At 41.9% G+C, this 17,205-nt stretch carries 11 protein-coding genes, 2 tRNA genes and 1 pseudogene; 8 read left to right on the top strand and 6 right to left on the bottom strand.

Annotated features, from left to right (window positions below; translation table 11 throughout):
* Positions 1–297: 297 nt before the first annotated feature.
* The 5 genes from JMV76_RS12925 (at position 298) to JMV76_RS12905 (ending at position 5,681) form a co-directional block, all read left to right on the top strand.
* Entirely contained in the window at positions 298–1,050 is a 753-nt protein-coding gene (locus tag JMV76_RS12925; RefSeq protein ID WP_201502977.1) for an SDR family oxidoreductase, read from the top strand.
* 268 nt (positions 1,051–1,318) lie between these two features.
* Positions 1,319–3,889: an HD domain-containing protein gene (locus tag JMV76_RS12920; protein ID WP_201502976.1), complete on the top strand. Its 2,571-nt coding sequence runs from the start codon at positions 1,319–1,321 to the stop codon at positions 3,887–3,889.
* A gap of 184 nt (positions 3,890–4,073) precedes the next feature.
* Positions 4,074–4,487 (top strand): OsmC family protein, encoded by a 414-nt coding sequence (locus JMV76_RS12915; protein WP_201502975.1) that lies wholly within the window; start codon positions 4,074–4,076, stop codon positions 4,485–4,487.
* Position 4,488: 1 nt separating this feature from the next.
* Positions 4,489–4,953, top strand: a complete 465-nt coding sequence (locus JMV76_RS12910) for a flavodoxin family protein (protein WP_201502974.1) — start codon at positions 4,489–4,491, stop codon at positions 4,951–4,953.
* 74 nt (positions 4,954–5,027) lie between these two features.
* On the top strand, positions 5,028–5,681 hold the full coding sequence (locus tag JMV76_RS12905) for a DUF938 domain-containing protein (RefSeq protein WP_201502973.1): 654 nt from the start codon (positions 5,028–5,030) through the stop codon (positions 5,679–5,681).
* Positions 5,682–5,775: 94 nt separating this feature from the next.
* Here the strand turns inward: JMV76_RS12905 and ppc are convergent, their stop codons facing one another.
* On the bottom strand, positions 5,776–8,565 hold the full coding sequence (gene ppc / locus JMV76_RS12900; RefSeq protein ID WP_201502972.1) for a phosphoenolpyruvate carboxylase: 2,790 nt from the start codon (positions 8,563–8,565) through the stop codon (positions 5,776–5,778).
* 94 nt (positions 8,566–8,659) lie between these two features.
* Entirely contained in the window at positions 8,660–9,451 is a 792-nt protein-coding gene (locus JMV76_RS12895; protein ID WP_201502971.1) for a dienelactone hydrolase family protein, read from the bottom strand.
* Positions 9,452–9,763: 312 nt separating this feature from the next.
* Here JMV76_RS12895 and JMV76_RS12890 point away from each other — a divergent pair, with 312 nt between their 5' ends.
* The 3 genes from JMV76_RS12890 (at position 9,764) to JMV76_RS15130 (ending at position 12,884) form a co-directional block, all read left to right on the top strand.
* Positions 9,764–11,851 (top strand): catalase, encoded by a 2,088-nt coding sequence (locus JMV76_RS12890; RefSeq protein WP_201502970.1) that lies wholly within the window; start codon positions 9,764–9,766, stop codon positions 11,849–11,851.
* Between the two features lie 246 nt (positions 11,852–12,097).
* Positions 12,098–12,661, top strand: coding sequence for an MBL fold metallo-hydrolase (locus JMV76_RS12885; RefSeq protein WP_265090310.1), 564 nt, complete (start codon positions 12,098–12,100; stop codon positions 12,659–12,661).
* 52 nt (positions 12,662–12,713) lie between these two features.
* The gene (locus JMV76_RS15130; RefSeq protein WP_265090309.1) at positions 12,714–12,884 is read left to right on the top strand and encodes a hypothetical protein; all 171 of its coding nucleotides are present in this window, start codon (positions 12,714–12,716) and stop codon (positions 12,882–12,884) included.
* Positions 12,885–12,947: 63 nt separating this feature from the next.
* Here JMV76_RS15130 and JMV76_RS12880 read toward each other — a convergent pair.
* The 4 genes and pseudogenes from JMV76_RS12880 to JMV76_RS12865 form a co-directional block, all read right to left on the bottom strand.
* Positions 12,948–13,023: transfer RNA gene (locus JMV76_RS12880), tRNA-Lys, on the bottom strand.
* A gap of 160 nt (positions 13,024–13,183) precedes the next feature.
* Positions 13,184–13,259: transfer RNA gene (locus tag JMV76_RS12875), tRNA-Lys, on the bottom strand.
* Between the two features lie 401 nt (positions 13,260–13,660).
* Positions 13,661–15,609: pseudogene (locus tag JMV76_RS12870) on the bottom strand (MacB family efflux pump subunit).
* Positions 15,610–15,801: 192 nt separating this feature from the next.
* Positions 15,802–17,142, bottom strand: a complete 1,341-nt coding sequence (locus JMV76_RS12865) for an efflux RND transporter periplasmic adaptor subunit (protein ID WP_201502969.1) — start codon at positions 17,140–17,142, stop codon at positions 15,802–15,804.
* Between the last annotated feature and the right edge of the window lie 63 nt (positions 17,143–17,205).

Below are 17,205 nucleotides of genomic sequence, written 5' to 3'. Positions count from 1 at the left end.
ATTCGTCCATGTGAGAGTAGGTCATCGTCAGCTCTCTATTCTAAAGTAAAACCCCCTTCGCTAATGCGGAGGGGGTTTTCTTTGTGTGTAAAAAAAGTGCTATGTCTATCTAAAGAATGCTACTTCTCTGATCGCGTAACCGCTAAAAACCTATCACTGGAAAGTTGGTTTTGAAAAACAGTATAATCATCGCAGTTCGATAGAAAGCCTTCTCTTATTGCTATAAATCAGCCTAAAATATGAGCGTTATGCGTCACTTCGAATTCATGTATAAAATGATAGATCAAGGATAGCGTTATGAGCACTCAAAAAGTGGTACTTATCACAGGTGGCGGTCGGGGCATTGGTGCTGCCACAGCGACGCTTTTTGCTAAGCAAGGTTACGCGGTGGCCATCAATTACAAATCTAATTCAGAAGCGGCCAACAAACTGTCTGAGACGATAATCGCCGCTGGTGGGAAATGTATTACAATTCAGGCTGACGTATCTTCTGAAGAAGACGTCATCCGCATGTTCTCCACCGTCGATAAAGCGTTAGGCATACTATCCGTGCTCGTAAACAATGCGGGTATTTTGAAAAAACAATCCCGTTTAGAAGATATGACTGCCGACAGAATAAACGCCATACTCACAAACAATGTCACCAGCTATTTTTTGTGTTGTAGAGAGGCGGTAAAACGCATGTCTACTCGGCACGTCGGCTTGGGAGGAGTGATTGTGAACGTCTCTTCTGGAGCAGCGCGCTCAGGATCTCCGAATGAATATATTGATTATGCCGCATCGAAAGGCGCTATTGATACCTTAACTAAAGGGTTGTCATTGGAAGTTGCGGCTGAAGGTATTCGGGTTAATGGTGTCCGTCCAGGGCTGATTTACACTGATATGCATGCTGATGGCGGAGAGCCACAAAGAGTGGAGCGATTACAGACGGTGATTCCACTGCAAAGAGGCGGGCAACCTGAAGAGGTCGCTGAAGCCATCTATTGGTCAGCTTCAGATAAATCTTCTTTTTCGACTGGAAACTTCTTAGATCTCACAGGTGGTCTGTAAGTTGTTTAAGTATGAATACCAAATATATAATATTTTTTGTTCGCTCTATGTGAGAGTAGATCGTCGTTAGTGTTATATATCTAAAGCTCACTCCATAGCAAAGAGGGCTTTTTTTATCTTCTGATTCGTTGATTAGATCTATCTCATATAAATATTTTTTAATAAGTTGTCTTGATATATTTGTATTGTTGATATGCGAAATTAGTGCTAAGTTTAAAAGATACTAAGTTTTTAGACCTAATCTTGTTACTAACCTAAGGATATAAAATTGTCACTCGATAGAATCAAAAGCACTAGACTTTGGAAACGTACGCTAGAGCAACAACATGATGGATTTGATGAAAAAAGGGAAGAATTGCGAGCTTCTTTTACTAATTTCAGAGAGAATGCAGAGCATTTAGTTTCCAAGATTGCTGGAGATTTACCTGGGCTAACTCAACACGATATTAGTCATTTAGATGCGTTGTGGGAAGTTGCTGACCTAATATGTGGTAATGAATATCCTCTTAATCCACTTGAAGCATATGTGTTTGGTGGAGCAGTCTTATTGCATGATTCTGCATTGTGTTTTGAAGCATATGATAATGGTGTTGAAGGTATTCGCTCAACTATTATCTGGAAAGACTCATTTGCTAGTCTACCTGAATCTATTGAAGATGAGGAAGCTAAAAGTATCGCGGATTTTTCCGCTTTAAGATTTCTTCATGCCAATCAAGCTGAGAATTTAGTAGAAAAAAGTTGGCAAGACCCTTCTACTCAACAAGAACTATATTTAATTGAAAACAGCAAAATAAGAAAGCATTTTGGGAAATTAATTGGACAAATAGCTGCCAGTCATCACTGGTCTATAGAAGATGTTGCAAATAAATTACCTGCTCAGGTTAATGTTATACCTGGTTTTCCAAGAGAATGGCGTATTGATCCTATTAAAATTGCTTGCATGGTACGATGTGCTGATGCGGCTCATATAGATAGTGAAAGAGCACCCGACTTTCTTCATGCTTTGATTAAGAGAAGAGGGATTTCATTTACACATTGGCAAGCGCAAAATAAACTAGCTTCGGTAGACATAGATCAATCAGATAATTCGCTTTCAACTCTTCTTTTCACTTCAACTCATAAGTTTTTAGAACATGAGTCGGAAGCTTGGTGGGTAGCATATGACACTGTCTGCATGATTGAAAAAGAAATACGGTCATCGAATGCTTTACTTGAGTCTAGACAAATATTAACACCACAATTTCAAGTAAAAAGAGTCAAGGGTATTGAGTCCCCAGAGTTGATGTCTAATTTTATTCAGACCGAAGGATGGAATCCTTGTATGGCTGAAGTACATGTGGGAAATATAGAGAATCTTGTAAAGTCTCTTGGTGGTGAAAAGCTATATGGACAAGGTTGTGACAAGCTTGAGGTTATAATTAGAGAGTTAATACAAAATGCTCGAGATTCCATTCATGCAAGAAGAGAAATTGAAAAAGGGTTTTCTGGGCAAATATCTATACATTTTAAAAGCAGTTCTGAAGGTAAAATATTTTATATTGAGGATGATGGTGTAGGTATGTCAAAAAGAGTATTGACAGGCCCTCTTCTTGATTTTGGTACTAGTTTCTGGACTTCTTCTTTGGTACAAAGCGAGTTTCCTGGTCTTCGTTCCTCTAAGTTCAAATCTGTTGGTCAGTTTGGTATAGGTTTTTATTCTGTGTTCATGGGAGCTGATAAAGTGGTAGTTTCCAGTAAGCCATGGAATGAGGGTGCTTCAAATATATGGCAGTTAAGTTTTAATAATGGACTATCTTTACGTCCATTACTTAAGAATCAGCCTCCCAAAGACTTTAAGTCTAGTGTTTCTACACAAGTGAAATTGAATTTATTACCTGATGTACTAAAGGATACTGAATCTGTCGAAATAAAACGCAACCTATCAAATGCAGTAAATATAAATGTCAGTATTAAGGACTATATTTCTGCTATTTGCGTTGGTTTGGATGTATCTGTTCGTCTAAAAATTGACAATTTAGATTATCAGGAAATACATACAGATATACGTAAAGAAACAAACTATAAAAAATGGCTAAAAACAACTTCATTTGCAGCATTCCAAGATTCAAGCGTTTCAGAATACATTGAGTCTCATTCCGATAGGTTGCGACCCATAGTTCAAGATGATAAATGGTATGGGCTTGCAGCAATTTCAATAATTCCAAACAACGAACAAAATTTTTTGCGGTCTGGAACAGTAGGTGGCCTTAGTGCTGGTATCCACATGAGAGGTGGTGAGAACTATATGGGGTATATTGATTATTTGCCTCAATCTGCCAAGAGAGAAGGTCAAAAATACTCAGCTACAAATGAAACTATAGAGTCTTGGGCTAAAGAGCAGTTAGATATATTACTAGAAAAAGGTCTTAATCCTATAGATAAATGCTTTTTAGCATATAGTTTGGTTCATTTTGGTTTAGATCCTATTCAAGTTTCAAACGTCCCTATAGTCCGCGGTAATAATTTTGAAATTGTATCATTTGAACAGCTAGCCCGTATATCTGTAGAAGAAGATATCGTCTTTATTAAGACTGCTCAGTCTGCTAATGATAGTGTCGATCTATATACTCAGATTACTTCATTACCAGATAAGGTATTGATCAAACCGTTGAGAAACTCAGAGTTTCTTTCTCTTAAAATGGAAAATAATAAGCCTAAGGATAGTCATAGTATACTTGGTTGCTTATATCGTGAGATTATCAAATCTGGCCATATACCAAATATTACAATCGAAAAAAATATTGGTCGTTCTGCTTTTGACATGAATGATGGACTTACTGTTAGGTCTATAGCTAAATAATTTCTTATGTAGAAAGTAAGTCAAGTTTGAATTATCTAATCTATTAAAACGTTGTCAATAGTTCCAAAACTAACGTCTTAAATTTCTATAAGCAAAAATAAAATGTTTATTATATACCAGCGAGAGCTTTGAAATCTTCTTCAAAGTTCCAAATCCAATAATAACAATTGTTAAAGGTAAAAATATGATCACATCAAAAGTAACTTATCAAGGCGACCTACGCACTACTGCTATTCACTTGCAATCAAACAATGAAATCATCACCGATGCACCAGTTGATAATCAAGGTAAAGGAGAGGCATTTTCACCGACTGATTTGTTGGCGACGAGCTTAGCCAGTTGCATGTTGACCATTATCGGTATTAAAGCTCGTGATATGGATATCGATATTGCAGGCACTACCGCTGAAGTGACCAAAGTAATGGCGGCTGACCCAAGACGTGTCAGTGAAGTACATGTCGCGATTACTTTTAATCAAGAGTTAGATGATAAAACACAAAAAATATTCTATAACACCGCGCTAACGTGCCCAGTGGCGAAAAGTATCCATCCCGATATTATCCAAAATGTGACCATTACTCATAAGAATAATGATTAATATGGCTACCAAGACTTTGCTTATCGTTGCGCATGCGCCATCGCCTAATACCAAAAGATTGGCTCATGCAGCTTATGCTGGTGCTAGTCATCCTGAGTTAGACATTAATGTCATATTAAAGTCGCCACAAGATACCCAGCCTGAAGATGTATTGGCAGCTGACGCACTATTATTAGGAACGACTGAAAATCTAGCATATATGTCAGGGTTGACCAAGGATTTCTTTGATCGTTGTTATTACCCTGTGTTAGAGAAGAAGCAGGGCATGCCGTTTGCGATATATATTCGAGCTGGGCATGATGGGACAGGTACTAAGCTTGCGCTCAAAACCATTACCACAGGACTGCGCTGGTCATGGGTGCAAGAGGCGCTGATTTTACAAGATGATTGGCAAGAAATCTTTACTGATCAAGTCGAAGAGCTAGCGATGACACTGGCAGCTGGGGTAGAAGCGGGTATTTATTAGTTTTTTCGACGCTTTGCTTGTCGCCATTATTAATATCAAAGCTACAGTAATGAAGATATATAAGGATATTAGCAGTGTTGAATGATGATTTAGATAATAGCCAATCGATTGCTCCTACTGGAATAGCATTTTCTCAAGCGTGTGAAAATAATAAGCAGCCGATTCTAGAATTTTTACAGCAAGAGTTGCAAGGTTCTATTCATGTGTTAGAGGTTGGGTCAGGTACGGGTCAGCATAGTGTGTATTTTGCCCCTAGATTGACTCATTTAATATGGCAGACCAGTGATATGTTGGCTAATCACGCCACCATCAATGCTTGGCATGCTGCCTATCCTGCCCCTAATTTATATACACCGCTTACTTTTGATGTATCGTGTGATTCAGTGCCAGTCAATGAGGTTGCCGATATACCGTATGATGCGGTATTTACCGCCAATACCTTGCATATCATGTCGTGGTCTTTAGTGGCTAAATTATTCCAATTGGTCGGTGGTATGCTACCTTTAAATGGTAAATTCATCGTTTATGGACCCTTTAACGAAAATGGTAGTTATAGCAGCGCAAGCAATCGTCAGTTTGACCATAGCTTGCGCCAGCGCGATGCTAACAGTGGCATCCGTCATTTAGAAGACGTTATAGATTTGGCAAATGCACATCATTTAACGTTAAGTAAGCGTTGTGAGATGCCATCTAACAATCAAATATTAGTATTCGAAAAACTTTATTAACGTAAAAAGCTGAGTTGATTCACTGTGATAACACCATGAATCAACTCAGCTTTATGTAAGTTCGAATACGTAAAGACCAACCTATTTATAAATACTAACCCGTATTGCGTAGCCCTGCTGCCAAGGCGTTGATACTACGAATTAATGCATCTTCGACAGCAAGTCTATCGTTATTTTCCAGATTGTCATTGCTAGTGTTATCAGATTGGCGCATACGTTTGAGTAGCTCAATCTGAATATAGTTAATAGGGTCTAAATAGGCGTTACGCCATTCCAATGAATGAGCCAAGTCTTGTTGGTTTGAGAGTAAAGACGCCTGCTCTAGCAAGGAGTTGAGACCTGCGTGCGTCAGTTCATGCTCATCAATCACTGCCTGCATGACCTGCTCACGTAAGCTTTCATCTGCACACAGTTGACTGTATGCACGGGCGATATTCATCTCGGATTTTGTAAAAGCCATTTCGATATTGCTGATAAAGACATTGAAAAACGGCCAGTTTTTATTCATCTCTTTCATTAACGCTTCGTCTTTTTTGACGCTATCTAAAGCGCTGCCCACGCCATACCAAGCAGGAAGGGTAAAGCGCGCCAATGACCAGCCAAATACCCATGGTATCGCTCGAATCGTCGATTTGCTCGGTAGTCCTTTTTTACGGTGAGCAGGACGCGAGCCAATATTGAGCAATGAAATCTCTTGTACTGGCGTAGCCTCAGAATAAAACTGATAGAAGCCTTCTGTGTTATCCGTCAGCTCACGATATTGCTGTTCGCCTGCATCTGCCAAATCAGCAAACAACGCTTCATAGCTATCTAGCTGTTTGGGTTGTTCGACAAATCGTGACGAGCTGGCTTTTAGCGCCCCCGTGATTCCCATGGTTAATTCAAACACGGCAGTATCTGGATTGGCATACTTGGCGTAAAGTACTTCGCCTTGTTCAGTGAACTTGATCTGTCCATTTAAAGTGCCAGCAGGCTGCGCGGCGATGGCTTGATGGGTTGAGCCACCACCACGACTGACGGAACCACCACGACCATGGAACAGGCGGGTGGTGATACCATATTGATTGGCGATATCGGTGATGGTTTGCTGGGCACTATATAATTGCCAAGCGGAGGTAATAATGCCGCCATCTTTAGAGGAGTCTGAGTAGCCAAGCATAATCTCTTGAATGTTTCCTGAGTGCTCAAGTAGCTCCCGATACAGCGGATTGTCCAACACCATTGGCATAATCTTATCGATATTTTTTAAATCTTCGATGGTTTCAAACAGTGGCGCAACTGGTAGGGCAGAAAATAAATGCCCATTCTTATCAATACCCGATAAGCCTGCAAAACGCATCAGTAGCAGCACCTCTAATAGCTGACTGGCGTTATTGGTCATCGAAATTACATAGCTACCAAAAGTATCGTCGCCGACCAGTTTGCGAAGTTTAGCGACAGAATTCATCAGAGCAAGCTGTTCGTGTGTTTGCGCGCTTAAGTTGTCGGTATAAATCAGCGGTGCACCTGGCTTTTCCAGCAAACGCGTTAGCCATTGTTGGCGCTCTGTTTCGCTGAGGGTGCGATAGTCGGGCAGATTCGAGGCGCTAGCAAAAATATCTGCAATGACTTCGCCGTGATATCCTGAATCTTGGCGAATATCCAGCGCAGCCAAATGAAAGCCGCAGGTTTTGACTAGGCGAATAGTATCAAGCAGTAAGCCTTCGCCATGCGCTTTGTCATGAGTATTAACGCTTTTGCGAATAAGGCGTAAATCATCTAACAAGGCCGTCGGTGTTGAGTAAGCCTCTTTTGCAGCCTCATCATCTGTGCCTTGGCTTTGGATATGCTGGTTGGTCGCTTTTATTTTAGCCAGAATAATGGACAGCAATCTTCGGTACGGCTCATTATTGTAATCATCAGGATTGTAGCAAAAGACTTTTTGATCGAGTGTGCTGTAGTCTTTGATACGGGTATAAATCTCTGGCGCGATATCGACGATAGTATCGCTATGAATCAGCTCACGACGCAATTTTCTGACCAATACTTGATAATGACGCAGTACAGTATTGGCATGCATCAATACCGCCATTTCAGTGGTTTCATGGGTGACGAATGGATTGCCATCTCTATCGCCGCCAATCCAAGAGCCAAAACTGACAAAGGCGGGTAAAGGATAGTCGATTAACTCAGGATAGATATCGACGATAGCGTCTTTTATATTACGATATACTTTGGGAATGGCAGTGAATAAGCTGGCATCAAAATAGTGTAAGCCGTTGTTTATTTCATCATAAACCAACGGTTTGCGGCTACGAACTTCGTCTGACGACCATAGCAAATCAATGGTTTCTGCTGTTTTTTGCTTGGCTTGCATAAAGGCTAAGCTACCTTCGGAATAGTCGCTCATGGCATCGGTATGCTCATAGAGGGTCTGCAAGATATTCATGGTGGTGCGTCTACGGGCTTCGGTAGGATGAGCCGTAAAAACAGGAATAAATTTAAGGTGATCAATAAGCTCTTTGATTTGCGCAGGTTCGATTTGCCGCTCACGGCATTCTAACAAGGTGCGGCGAAAGGAGCCCTCCCAGCTTTGATTGGATTGGGCACGCATAGTACGGCGTTGCTCACGCAGATAGTTTTCTTCAGTTAAATTGGCGAGGAAAAAGTAAATAGAGAATGCCCGAATGACGTTTTTTAAGGTTTGATTGTCTAATGAGGCAATAAGATCGATCAGCTGCTGTTTGTGTACTGGATTATGCTCGCGGCGCTCCTGAATAAAGCCTTTCCGCAATGTTTCGATAGTACGTAGGGTATCCTCCCCAGATTGGCGAGAAATGGCCTCACCTAAAAATGCGCCTAACAATCTAACACGCGCACGCAATACGTCGTTCTTCAATAACATAATTGGCTTCCTTGGCTTCTAATCGACTCATTTATCAATGAGATAGGGTGGTTAATAATTAAGGGTCGCTGTTCTTATAGGATATAAATTAAAGTTATTTATATTCATTTGCTAAAAAATCCAAATAGCGTTTCCACGAGCGCTCATCGGCACGTGCATCATATCTATCACTGCCGAACACGCTAAAGGCATGTGGTGCACCACTATATGTCACCATCTCATGCGGTACGTTGGCGGCTTCTAGCGTCTTACCCAAAGTGGCGAAGCTCTCTAGAGAGACAGATTCATCAGCAGAGCCATGGAATACTAAGATTTCTCCAGTTGTCTTGTCATAACTTTGACCCGTTGGAATATCAAAGGCACCATGGAAGGGTACAAATGCTTTTTGCTCAAATCCTGAGCGCGCCAGCTCCAGAGCAACGGTACCGCCAAAACAATATCCCATGGTAGTGCCTTTACGCACATCATTACCTTGTAGTCTTCCAGCATTCAGCGCACCTTGAAGTATGCGGCGCATTTTATTGCGATCATCGTATAACTCCCCAGTTAAGCGTTTGTTTTCTTCAATAGAAGTAGGGCGAACGCCTTGTCCGAACATGTCTGCCGCCAATACATTGTAGCCCTCAGTGGCTAACATGTCAGCACGTTTGCGCTCATAGTCTGTCAATCCATCCCAATCATGAATGAGTAAGATAAAAGGCGCATTCGCTTTGTCCGCTTTGGCGTAATAGCCTTCGTATGCTTGATCATCCACGGTATAGGTAATATTTTTGGTTGTAATGGCGGCAGCTGTTTGGCTGAAAGTCAGTGCCATTAGTCCGATTGACGCACCCATTAGCAATGAGTGATAAGGTTTTTTGGACGGAGTATTTGAAGTTGATAACATAGTAGGTCGCCTTATAATCGTATAAAAAAGATAAATAATTGGCTAAAACTATGCCCATTTTATTTATCAACTGTTTTAATGCTTCCTAAGAGCATACCTTAAAAAATCACCACATGACAAGAATCTATCGTCAACGTTGAAGCTCTCTTTAGATACGCTGAAATTACGGCTTTATCACGGCTGCAAACTTTAACCAAATATCAACAAGGAGTGCCATGAATTAGTCATATTTTTTGGCTAACATTAAAGGTAGCTCTATACAAAGGTTCTAAAGAAATAGAGCCTACTTTTAATTACTAGCTAGGATGCATAATGAAAAATAATATTGATCATACTGACCCCGCTAAAGATATGAATACGGAACGTGGCAATGGCGGTGAGACTCACCAGCGCGCAGGGGATGACACCAAAGTATTGACGACCCAACAAGGTGTCGTCATCTCTGACAATCAAAACTCTCTAAAAGCAGGCGCACGTGGCCCCACATTGCTAGAGGATTTTGTATTACGGGAAAAAATTCATCATTTTGACCATGAGCGTATTCCTGAGCGTATCGTTCATGCGCGTGGTAGTGCTGCTCACGGTTATTTTGAACTCACTGAGTCGCTCGAAAAATATACCACGGCGAAAATTTTGACTGAAACAGGTAAACAGACGCCTTTATTTACCCGTTTTTCTACGGTTGCAGGTAACAAAGGCTCAAAAGATACGCCACGTGATGTGCGTGGTTTTGCCGTAAAGATTTATACCGAAGAAGGCAATTGGGACATCGTTGGTAACAACATGCCGATTTTCTTTATTCAAGATGCGATGAAGTTTCCAGACCTCATTCATGCGGTCAAACCAGAGCCTGATCGTGGATTTCCGCAAGCCGCTTCGGCGCACGATACCTTTTGGGACTTTGTGTCATTAAGTCCTGAGACCATGCATAATTTAATTTGGCTGATGAGTGATCGTGCACTACCACGCAGTTTACGCATGATGGAAGGCTTTGGTATTCACAGCTATCGTTTAATCAACAAAGAAGGCAAGAGCACCTTTGTCCGTTTCCATTGGAAACCTGTACTCGGTGTACAGTCAACCACATGGGATGAGGCGGTAAAAATCTCAGGCGCTGACTCTGATTATCATCGCCGTGATTTATTTGAAGCCATTAATAATGGCGACTATCCTGAATGGGAGTTTGGCGTCCAGTTATTTACTGAAGAAGAAGCTGATAAGTTCCCGTTTGATCATCTAGATGCCACCAAATTGATTCCAGAAGAGATGGTGCCAGTGAAAGTCGTGGGTAAAATGGTGCTGAACCGCTATCCCGATAACTTTTTTGCAGAAACGGAGCAAGTGGCGTTCTGTCCATCGCATCTGCCACCAGGTATCGACTTCAGTAATGACCCATTATTACAAGGTCGTCTGTTCAGTTATTTAGACACGCAGTTATCACGTTTAGGTTCGCCTAACTTTGCCCAAATTCCAATCAATGCGCCGAAATGCCCGTTTGCCAATAATCAGCAAGATGGTCATATGCAGATGCAAGTATCTAAGACTCGTGTGCTCTATGAACCGCAAAGCTTAGATCCGACTAGACCGCGCGAAAGTGTCAAACGTGGCTTTGAATCATTCCATGAGCAGTTGGATGATGGTGTGAAAGGTCGCGTGCGTGCAGAAAGTTTTGCCGATCATTATAGTCAACCGCGGATGTTCTATCGTAGCCAGACGCCAGCTGAACAAGCACACATTGCTTCTGCTTATGCCTTTGAGCTAGGTAAAGTAGATACGGCGCATGTACGTACGCGTATGCTGAGCCATCTGCCGCATATTGATGAAGACTTGGCAAATCGTGTGGCAACAGCGCTAGGTATGGAACTGCCAGAGCCTGCTGATGCCGCTGCTCCTGTACAGGATATGGCGACATCGAAAGCAGTACAAACCATTGGTCTAACGCTTAAGAGTTTAAAAGGCCGTTTGATTGGTATCTTGGTCGCTGAAGGCTCTAAGCATAGTGAAATCAAAAAGTTCGAAGAGGCGGCAAAAGCGCAGGGTGCTAGCGTGAAAATTGTTGCGCCCAATAAAGAAGTTGTCTTAGATGACGACACTCGCATACAAGCAGATGAGCGTCTCGCTGGCGGCCCTTCAGTGATGTTTGACGCAGTCGTTAGTATTATTATGCCAGACCAAGCTAAAAAGCTAGCAAAAGACAGCTCAGCACTAGATTGGTTCAATGATGCCTATGGACATTGCAAAGCGATTGCTTATTGCGGGGCGACTGATGAGTTTATCTTAAGTAAGCTACCTATCGAAAAAGACGCCTTTATCACGCCACTGGCTGAATTGGATACTTTTATTGAAAATGCCAAATCTCGTCTGTGGGAACGTGAGCCAAAGGTTCGTGACTTGGCATAAGGTAGTATTAAGTTTAAACTTCTGATACTTTTAAAATTTTACTAATTTAACGAAAACTCAGCTTTAGCGCTGGGTTTTTTTTGATGGCAAGTTTTATAAAAAAGCAATTTATAGTCACAAGCGTTCACTCAAAGTCATTACAAGTTGAATGGTGGGCGTTATACTAAATCCTATTAAGGCGCGTTAAAAGCGTCTCCTATAATAGGGATGCTATAACAGTGAGCAATCATGTAGCAGGGAATGCAAATGAGTTTATGTGACATTGTACGCTTGGATGGATATATTCAAAGTACTTATCTTGCGGTATATCCAGATAAAATCATGCTGCTGGACGGTGGTTGCCGCCCTGATGTAGCGATGGTATTAGATTATATTAGAACGAGGTTACAGCGACCAATCAGCGATCTAAAAGTCGTCGTGGTGACCCATATGCATCCTGATCATGCAGGCGGCGCTCATCAATTCAGAAAAGAGACGGGCTGTATCATTGTTTCGGCAGAAAAAAAGCGTCAATGGTATAGCGGTATCGGTGGGCATGCCATGCATTTTGTGGATATAAATCTTGCGCATTATGTGGCGAGACGTCAAGGTCGCTCCCTTAAGAACCTGTATTATCCTGCCCATCTTACGCCTGATATGACCGTTAAAGATGGGGATAGTGTGCCGAAATTTGATGAATGGCAAGTACTGGAAACACCCGGACATACAGATCGTGACTTGTCTCTATTTCATGTACCAAGTCGGCAAGTCTATACGGCCGATCTCATTATCAAACTGCGTCATAAGTTTGGCGCCTTTTCCTATTTATGATCCTAAAGTCTATATTCAGTCACTACAAAGAATAAAGGCGTTAAAACCTTCTATGGTTATGATGGCACATGGGCGTGAGCTAGCAATAGACGCAGAAACGTTTGATATGCTGATTACGCAAGCACCCAAGCATCCACGGACGATCAAAGACACGATTAAGCATAAGCTACTGTGGCGAAAAGACACTGACTTCACTATTTTTAAACGAAACCGTAAAAAATAAAGTGAAATTTTAAGCAAAAAAAAGCCCAGTCATTATTAATATAATGACTGGGCTTTCTAAATATGGTGGGCCGACCGCGACTCGAACGCGGGACCAATTGATTAAAAGTCAACTGCTCTACCAACTGAGCTATCGGCCCTGAAGAGTGTATAAAAAAGCATGGCTTTTTTTAACTCTGCAAGTGAATTTACAACTTCGTAAATTCGGTGAAGTTTTCTAAAAGAAAGCTTCTTAAACTTTGTTACTTATTATGCCAATACCTGATAGGGCAATGTACATAACAAGCATAATACTAAATATGGTGGGCCGACCGCGACTCGAACGCGGGACCAATTGATTAAAAGTCAACTGCTCTACCAACTGAGCTATCGGCCCTGAGCGAAGATAAAATGAAGTAGTACTTCATCTGAGTGCAAGAGAATTTACATTTTCATAAATTCTAAAAACTCTATACCTTTACTAGGTTTATATCTACTACAAGATAAGTTTCCTTAAAGGCAAACTTATTAAAACTAGACATCTAAAAAATGTCTTTAAACTTAATTTTTAATATTAGGTAAATCAACATTAAAAGAGGCATTAAGTTTGTTTCAACGTTTAAAGAATTTCTATCCCTAAACGTGAGAGCACATTATATACACTATCAGGACAATTACAACCCCGTAATATAAAAAAAGTGCAATTAATGCGAAAAAATGCGTTTTTTTATATAATTTGGCTTATTGGTGGCTGTTTCATGGCAGTAAATGCCTATTTAAAACGTCAGTCGCGACGTTTTAGTCCCTAGACAGTGCTTCAACAGGGTCTAATTTAGCAGCATTACGCGCTGGCAAGAATCCAAATACGACACCAATCAGTGTTGAACAAATAAAAGCAGCAATAATAGAGGTTGATGAGTAAATCACTTTAAAGCTATCACCAGCAAAATTATTAATGATTTCACCAATAGCAAAGGCCAGTCCAATACCTAATAAGCCGCCCAAAATACAGACGAGTACGGCTTCTATCAAAAACTGCTGCATGATATCGTTTTGACGAGCCCCAACTGCCATACGTACACCAATTTCATTAGTGCGTTCCGTGACCGATACTAGCATAATATTCATCACACCAATACCACCAACGATCAATGAGATAACAGCAACCGATGAGATGAGCAGTGTCATAGTACCTGTGGTCGATTCAATGGTCTGACGAATAGAGTCTGAGTTAATAATATTAAAATCATCTTTACCATGGCGACCTTCTATTATGTCGGAAATAGCTGACTCAGCGACACTAGATGAGACACTATCATCTAACAGTGCTATAAAACTATCAATATTTGCACTACCAGTTATACGTGACATCACAGTGGTATAAGGCATATATATGACGGGTGTCGTGCTACTTGGTCCAAAGCCACTGTCGCTTGCCTCAAGGACGCCAACCACTCGTCCAGGCACACTACCGATGAGTATGACTTCTCCGATAGGGTTATCTATATCTGCAAAAAAAGCACTCTTGGCATTGTCATCGATAATAATATCTTGACTGCGAAGGTCGATACTTTGCGAATCGAAACCTTGACCTAATGCCAGCGTCTCACCAGTGACCTCTAGATAATACTCACCAACACCATTGATGGTCGAGTCTTCCTGCACGCTGCGATAGCGTACACTAGAGCTGGTATTGACTTGAGGGCTCACATTGATAACATACGGTTGACTGCTGACCGCTTCTGCATCTTCTGGTGTGAGGTTGTCGTCATTATATTTACGTCGCGGGTCGCCTCTAGGGTAGCCGTCATTCACTGTTATAGTATTGGTTCCTAGCGAGCTAATATTTGCGAGAATTTGCTGCTGAGAGCCTTGACCAAGACCAACGATAGACACAACCGCAGCGATACCGATGATAATGCCTAACATGGTCAGCAATGTGCGCATCTTGTGTGCACGCATGGCAAGTAAGGACATTTTAAAAGCTTCGAGCAAACGATCCACAAAGCTGCCGAAGGCACTTTTACGATGTCCACCGAGGATAGATGCTGGGTGTTGAGTTGTCGGTCTATAATGCTCAGTTTTGTAATCTGCAATGACGTAGCCATCTTTTAACTCAATAACTCGTTCGGCTTGGGCAGCAAGTTTGGGATCATGAGTGACCATATAATGGTATGACCTTTAGCATTTAGATCATGTAAGATCGCCATCACGTCTTCGCCAGATTTGCTATCTAGTGCACCAGTTGGCTCATCTGCTAAGATAACATCGCCACCATTCATCAGGGCGCGAGCAACAGAAACACGCTGTTGTTGGCCGCCTGAGAGCTGGCTAGGACGATTATTTACCTTTTCACCAAGACCTAGATCGGTCAAGAGCTTTTCTGCGCGATTGATTCGTGCCTCAGTGTTCATACCAGCATATACGGCAGGGACGGCAACGTTATCTTTAGCGCTAATGTCACCGAGTAGGTGGTAGCGCTGAAAGATAAAGCCAAAATGCTCTCGGCGTAACTCAGCCAGCTCATCTGCCTCTAGTTTGTTTGCTGATTGGCCGTAAATCTTATAGTCACCTGCTGTCGCCTGATCTAAGCAACCTAAGATATTCATTAGAGTAGACTTACCAGAGCCAGATTGCCCGATAATCGCGACCATTTCACCTTGATTAATCGTTAAATTAACCTTGTGCAATACGCGAATGGTTTGCTCGCCAGCAGCAAACTCTCGAATAATACCCGACAGCTCCATAATGGGCTTGTCAGCGGTAGATGTAGTGTTATTCTGTGAGTGAGATTCTGTCGATGTGTTAGTGCTGTCGGTCGGCTGTTTAGCAGATTGAGATATAGTCATAGCAATGTCTTTAATCAAAGATAGTGAGTGTCGTGAGAAAAGGGCTAAGTTGCTCAAGCCCTTTCATCGTTAACATAGTCAAAGAATTAATTACATCCTTGGAGTACCACCAGGTATACGAGTACGACCACCACCTTTACCTGAAGCATTGGCACTACCTTCGCCGATGATGACTTGCTCACCTTCTTTTAAACCACTTAAAATTTGCGCATTTACTCGGTTATCAATGCCCACTTCTACTGTGCGAGGTTCTACTGTGCCGTCATCATTTAGTACGCGTACAACCTTGCTGGTTTTTGCTTGACCTTCAGTTTGATTTCTCGCGGGTCTTTCTTGTATGGCTGCTGATGGCACAAGCAACGCGTCTTTGGCTTGATCGATGATGATATAAATCTGGGCGGTCATATCAATACGAAATAATCGCTCAGGGTTAGCTACTTCTACGTAGCCAACATAGTAGATTGCAGAATCGGTTGAGCTGGTCTTGCTAATTTCCTCAGGTGCCGGCTCAATAGCTGTCAGTGTCGCATCATACTGCTTGTCTGGATTACCGATGATATTAAAGTAGGCGGGCATACCAGCATTGACATTGATAACATCGGCTTCGGAGATTTGTGCGTTGATTCTAACAGTAGACAAATCTGCTAAAGTTACGATGGTCGGGGCTGTTTGATTGGCATTGACCGTCGTGCCTTGCTCTGTGGTCACTGATACGACAGTACCTGATATTGGTGCGCGAATCGTTGTATAGCTAAGGTCTTCTTGAGCCGTTGCGACATTGGTTTGAGACTTTCGTAATGCTGCTTGTTGGCTATTAATGTTTGCAGTGGCTGTTGCAATGGCGGCTTGTGCCGTATCAATAGCAGCGCGTGCATTGGCAACGGCTGCTTTTGCGGTCTCGACATTGGTCGCTTGTGTATCATATTCTTGTTGTGAGATAGCATCGATAGCGACTAAGTCTTGCAAACGTGCAAAATCAGACTGTGCTTGTTTAAGCTCAGACTGACGGCTGGCAAGATCGGCATAGGCACTTTTTAGACTAGCTTGTTTGCTTAACGATTCTGCTTGCGCACTTTGTAGCGCGGCTTCGCTTTGCTCAAGACTGGCTTGTTCATTGCTCAGGCTGTTCTTCTGAGTCACTTGATCAATCTGTGCAATCAAATCGCCTTGTTTCACCTCGTCACCCACTTCTACATAGAGGTTTGTGACCTCACCAGAAACCTGTGCACCGACATCAACGGTATTAAGTGCTTTAACTTTACCTGATGCCATGACATTGTTTTCGATATCACCAACCTCAACAGGTGCGGTTAAATAACTGGGTTTTTCTTCTTCTGGTTTTAAAAAAGTATAGGCCAAAGCCCCTAATGCTACGATGATTAAGGCGATGACACCCCATTTGATAGCAGACTTTTTGCTTATTTTGCGCATAACAACAATCCAGTCACAATGAAATCAAGTGTACATATAGTAGAGGCTTGAAGTCCAAAAGGG

This window comes from Psychrobacter cibarius (assembly GCF_904845955.1).
GTDB classification, from domain to species: domain Bacteria; phylum Pseudomonadota; class Gammaproteobacteria; order Pseudomonadales; family Moraxellaceae; genus Psychrobacter; species Psychrobacter cibarius_B.
The sequence above is the reverse complement of the archived record's forward strand: the minus strand, read 5'-3'. Positions and strand labels throughout refer to the sequence as shown.

What these genes read in the sequence shown, in the direction of transcription:
- JMV76_RS12925 (WP_201502977.1), top strand. Translation starts at nt 298, where the DNA reads ATGAGCACTCAAAAAGTGGTACTTATCACAGGTGGCGGTCGGGGCATT.
- JMV76_RS12865 (WP_201502969.1), bottom strand. Translation starts at nt 17,142, where the DNA reads ATGCGCAAAATAAGCAAAAAGTCTGCTATCAAATGGGGTGTCATCGCC.
- JMV76_RS15130 (WP_265090309.1), top strand. Translation starts at nt 12,714, where the DNA reads ATGGTTATGATGGCACATGGGCGTGAGCTAGCAATAGACGCAGAAACG.
- ppc (WP_201502972.1), bottom strand. Translation starts at nt 8,565, where the DNA reads ATGTTATTGAAGAACGACGTATTGCGTGCGCGTGTTAGATTGTTAGGC.
- JMV76_RS12890 (WP_201502970.1), top strand. Translation starts at nt 9,764, where the DNA reads ATGAAAAATAATATTGATCATACTGACCCCGCTAAAGATATGAATACG.
- JMV76_RS12885 (WP_265090310.1), top strand. Translation starts at nt 12,098, where the DNA reads ATGAGTTTATGTGACATTGTACGCTTGGATGGATATATTCAAAGTACT.
- JMV76_RS12910 (WP_201502974.1), top strand. Translation starts at nt 4,489, where the DNA reads ATGGCTACCAAGACTTTGCTTATCGTTGCGCATGCGCCATCGCCTAAT.
- JMV76_RS12915 (WP_201502975.1), top strand. Translation starts at nt 4,074, where the DNA reads ATGATCACATCAAAAGTAACTTATCAAGGCGACCTACGCACTACTGCT.
- JMV76_RS12895 (WP_201502971.1), bottom strand. Translation starts at nt 9,451, where the DNA reads ATGTTATCAACTTCAAATACTCCGTCCAAAAAACCTTATCACTCATTG.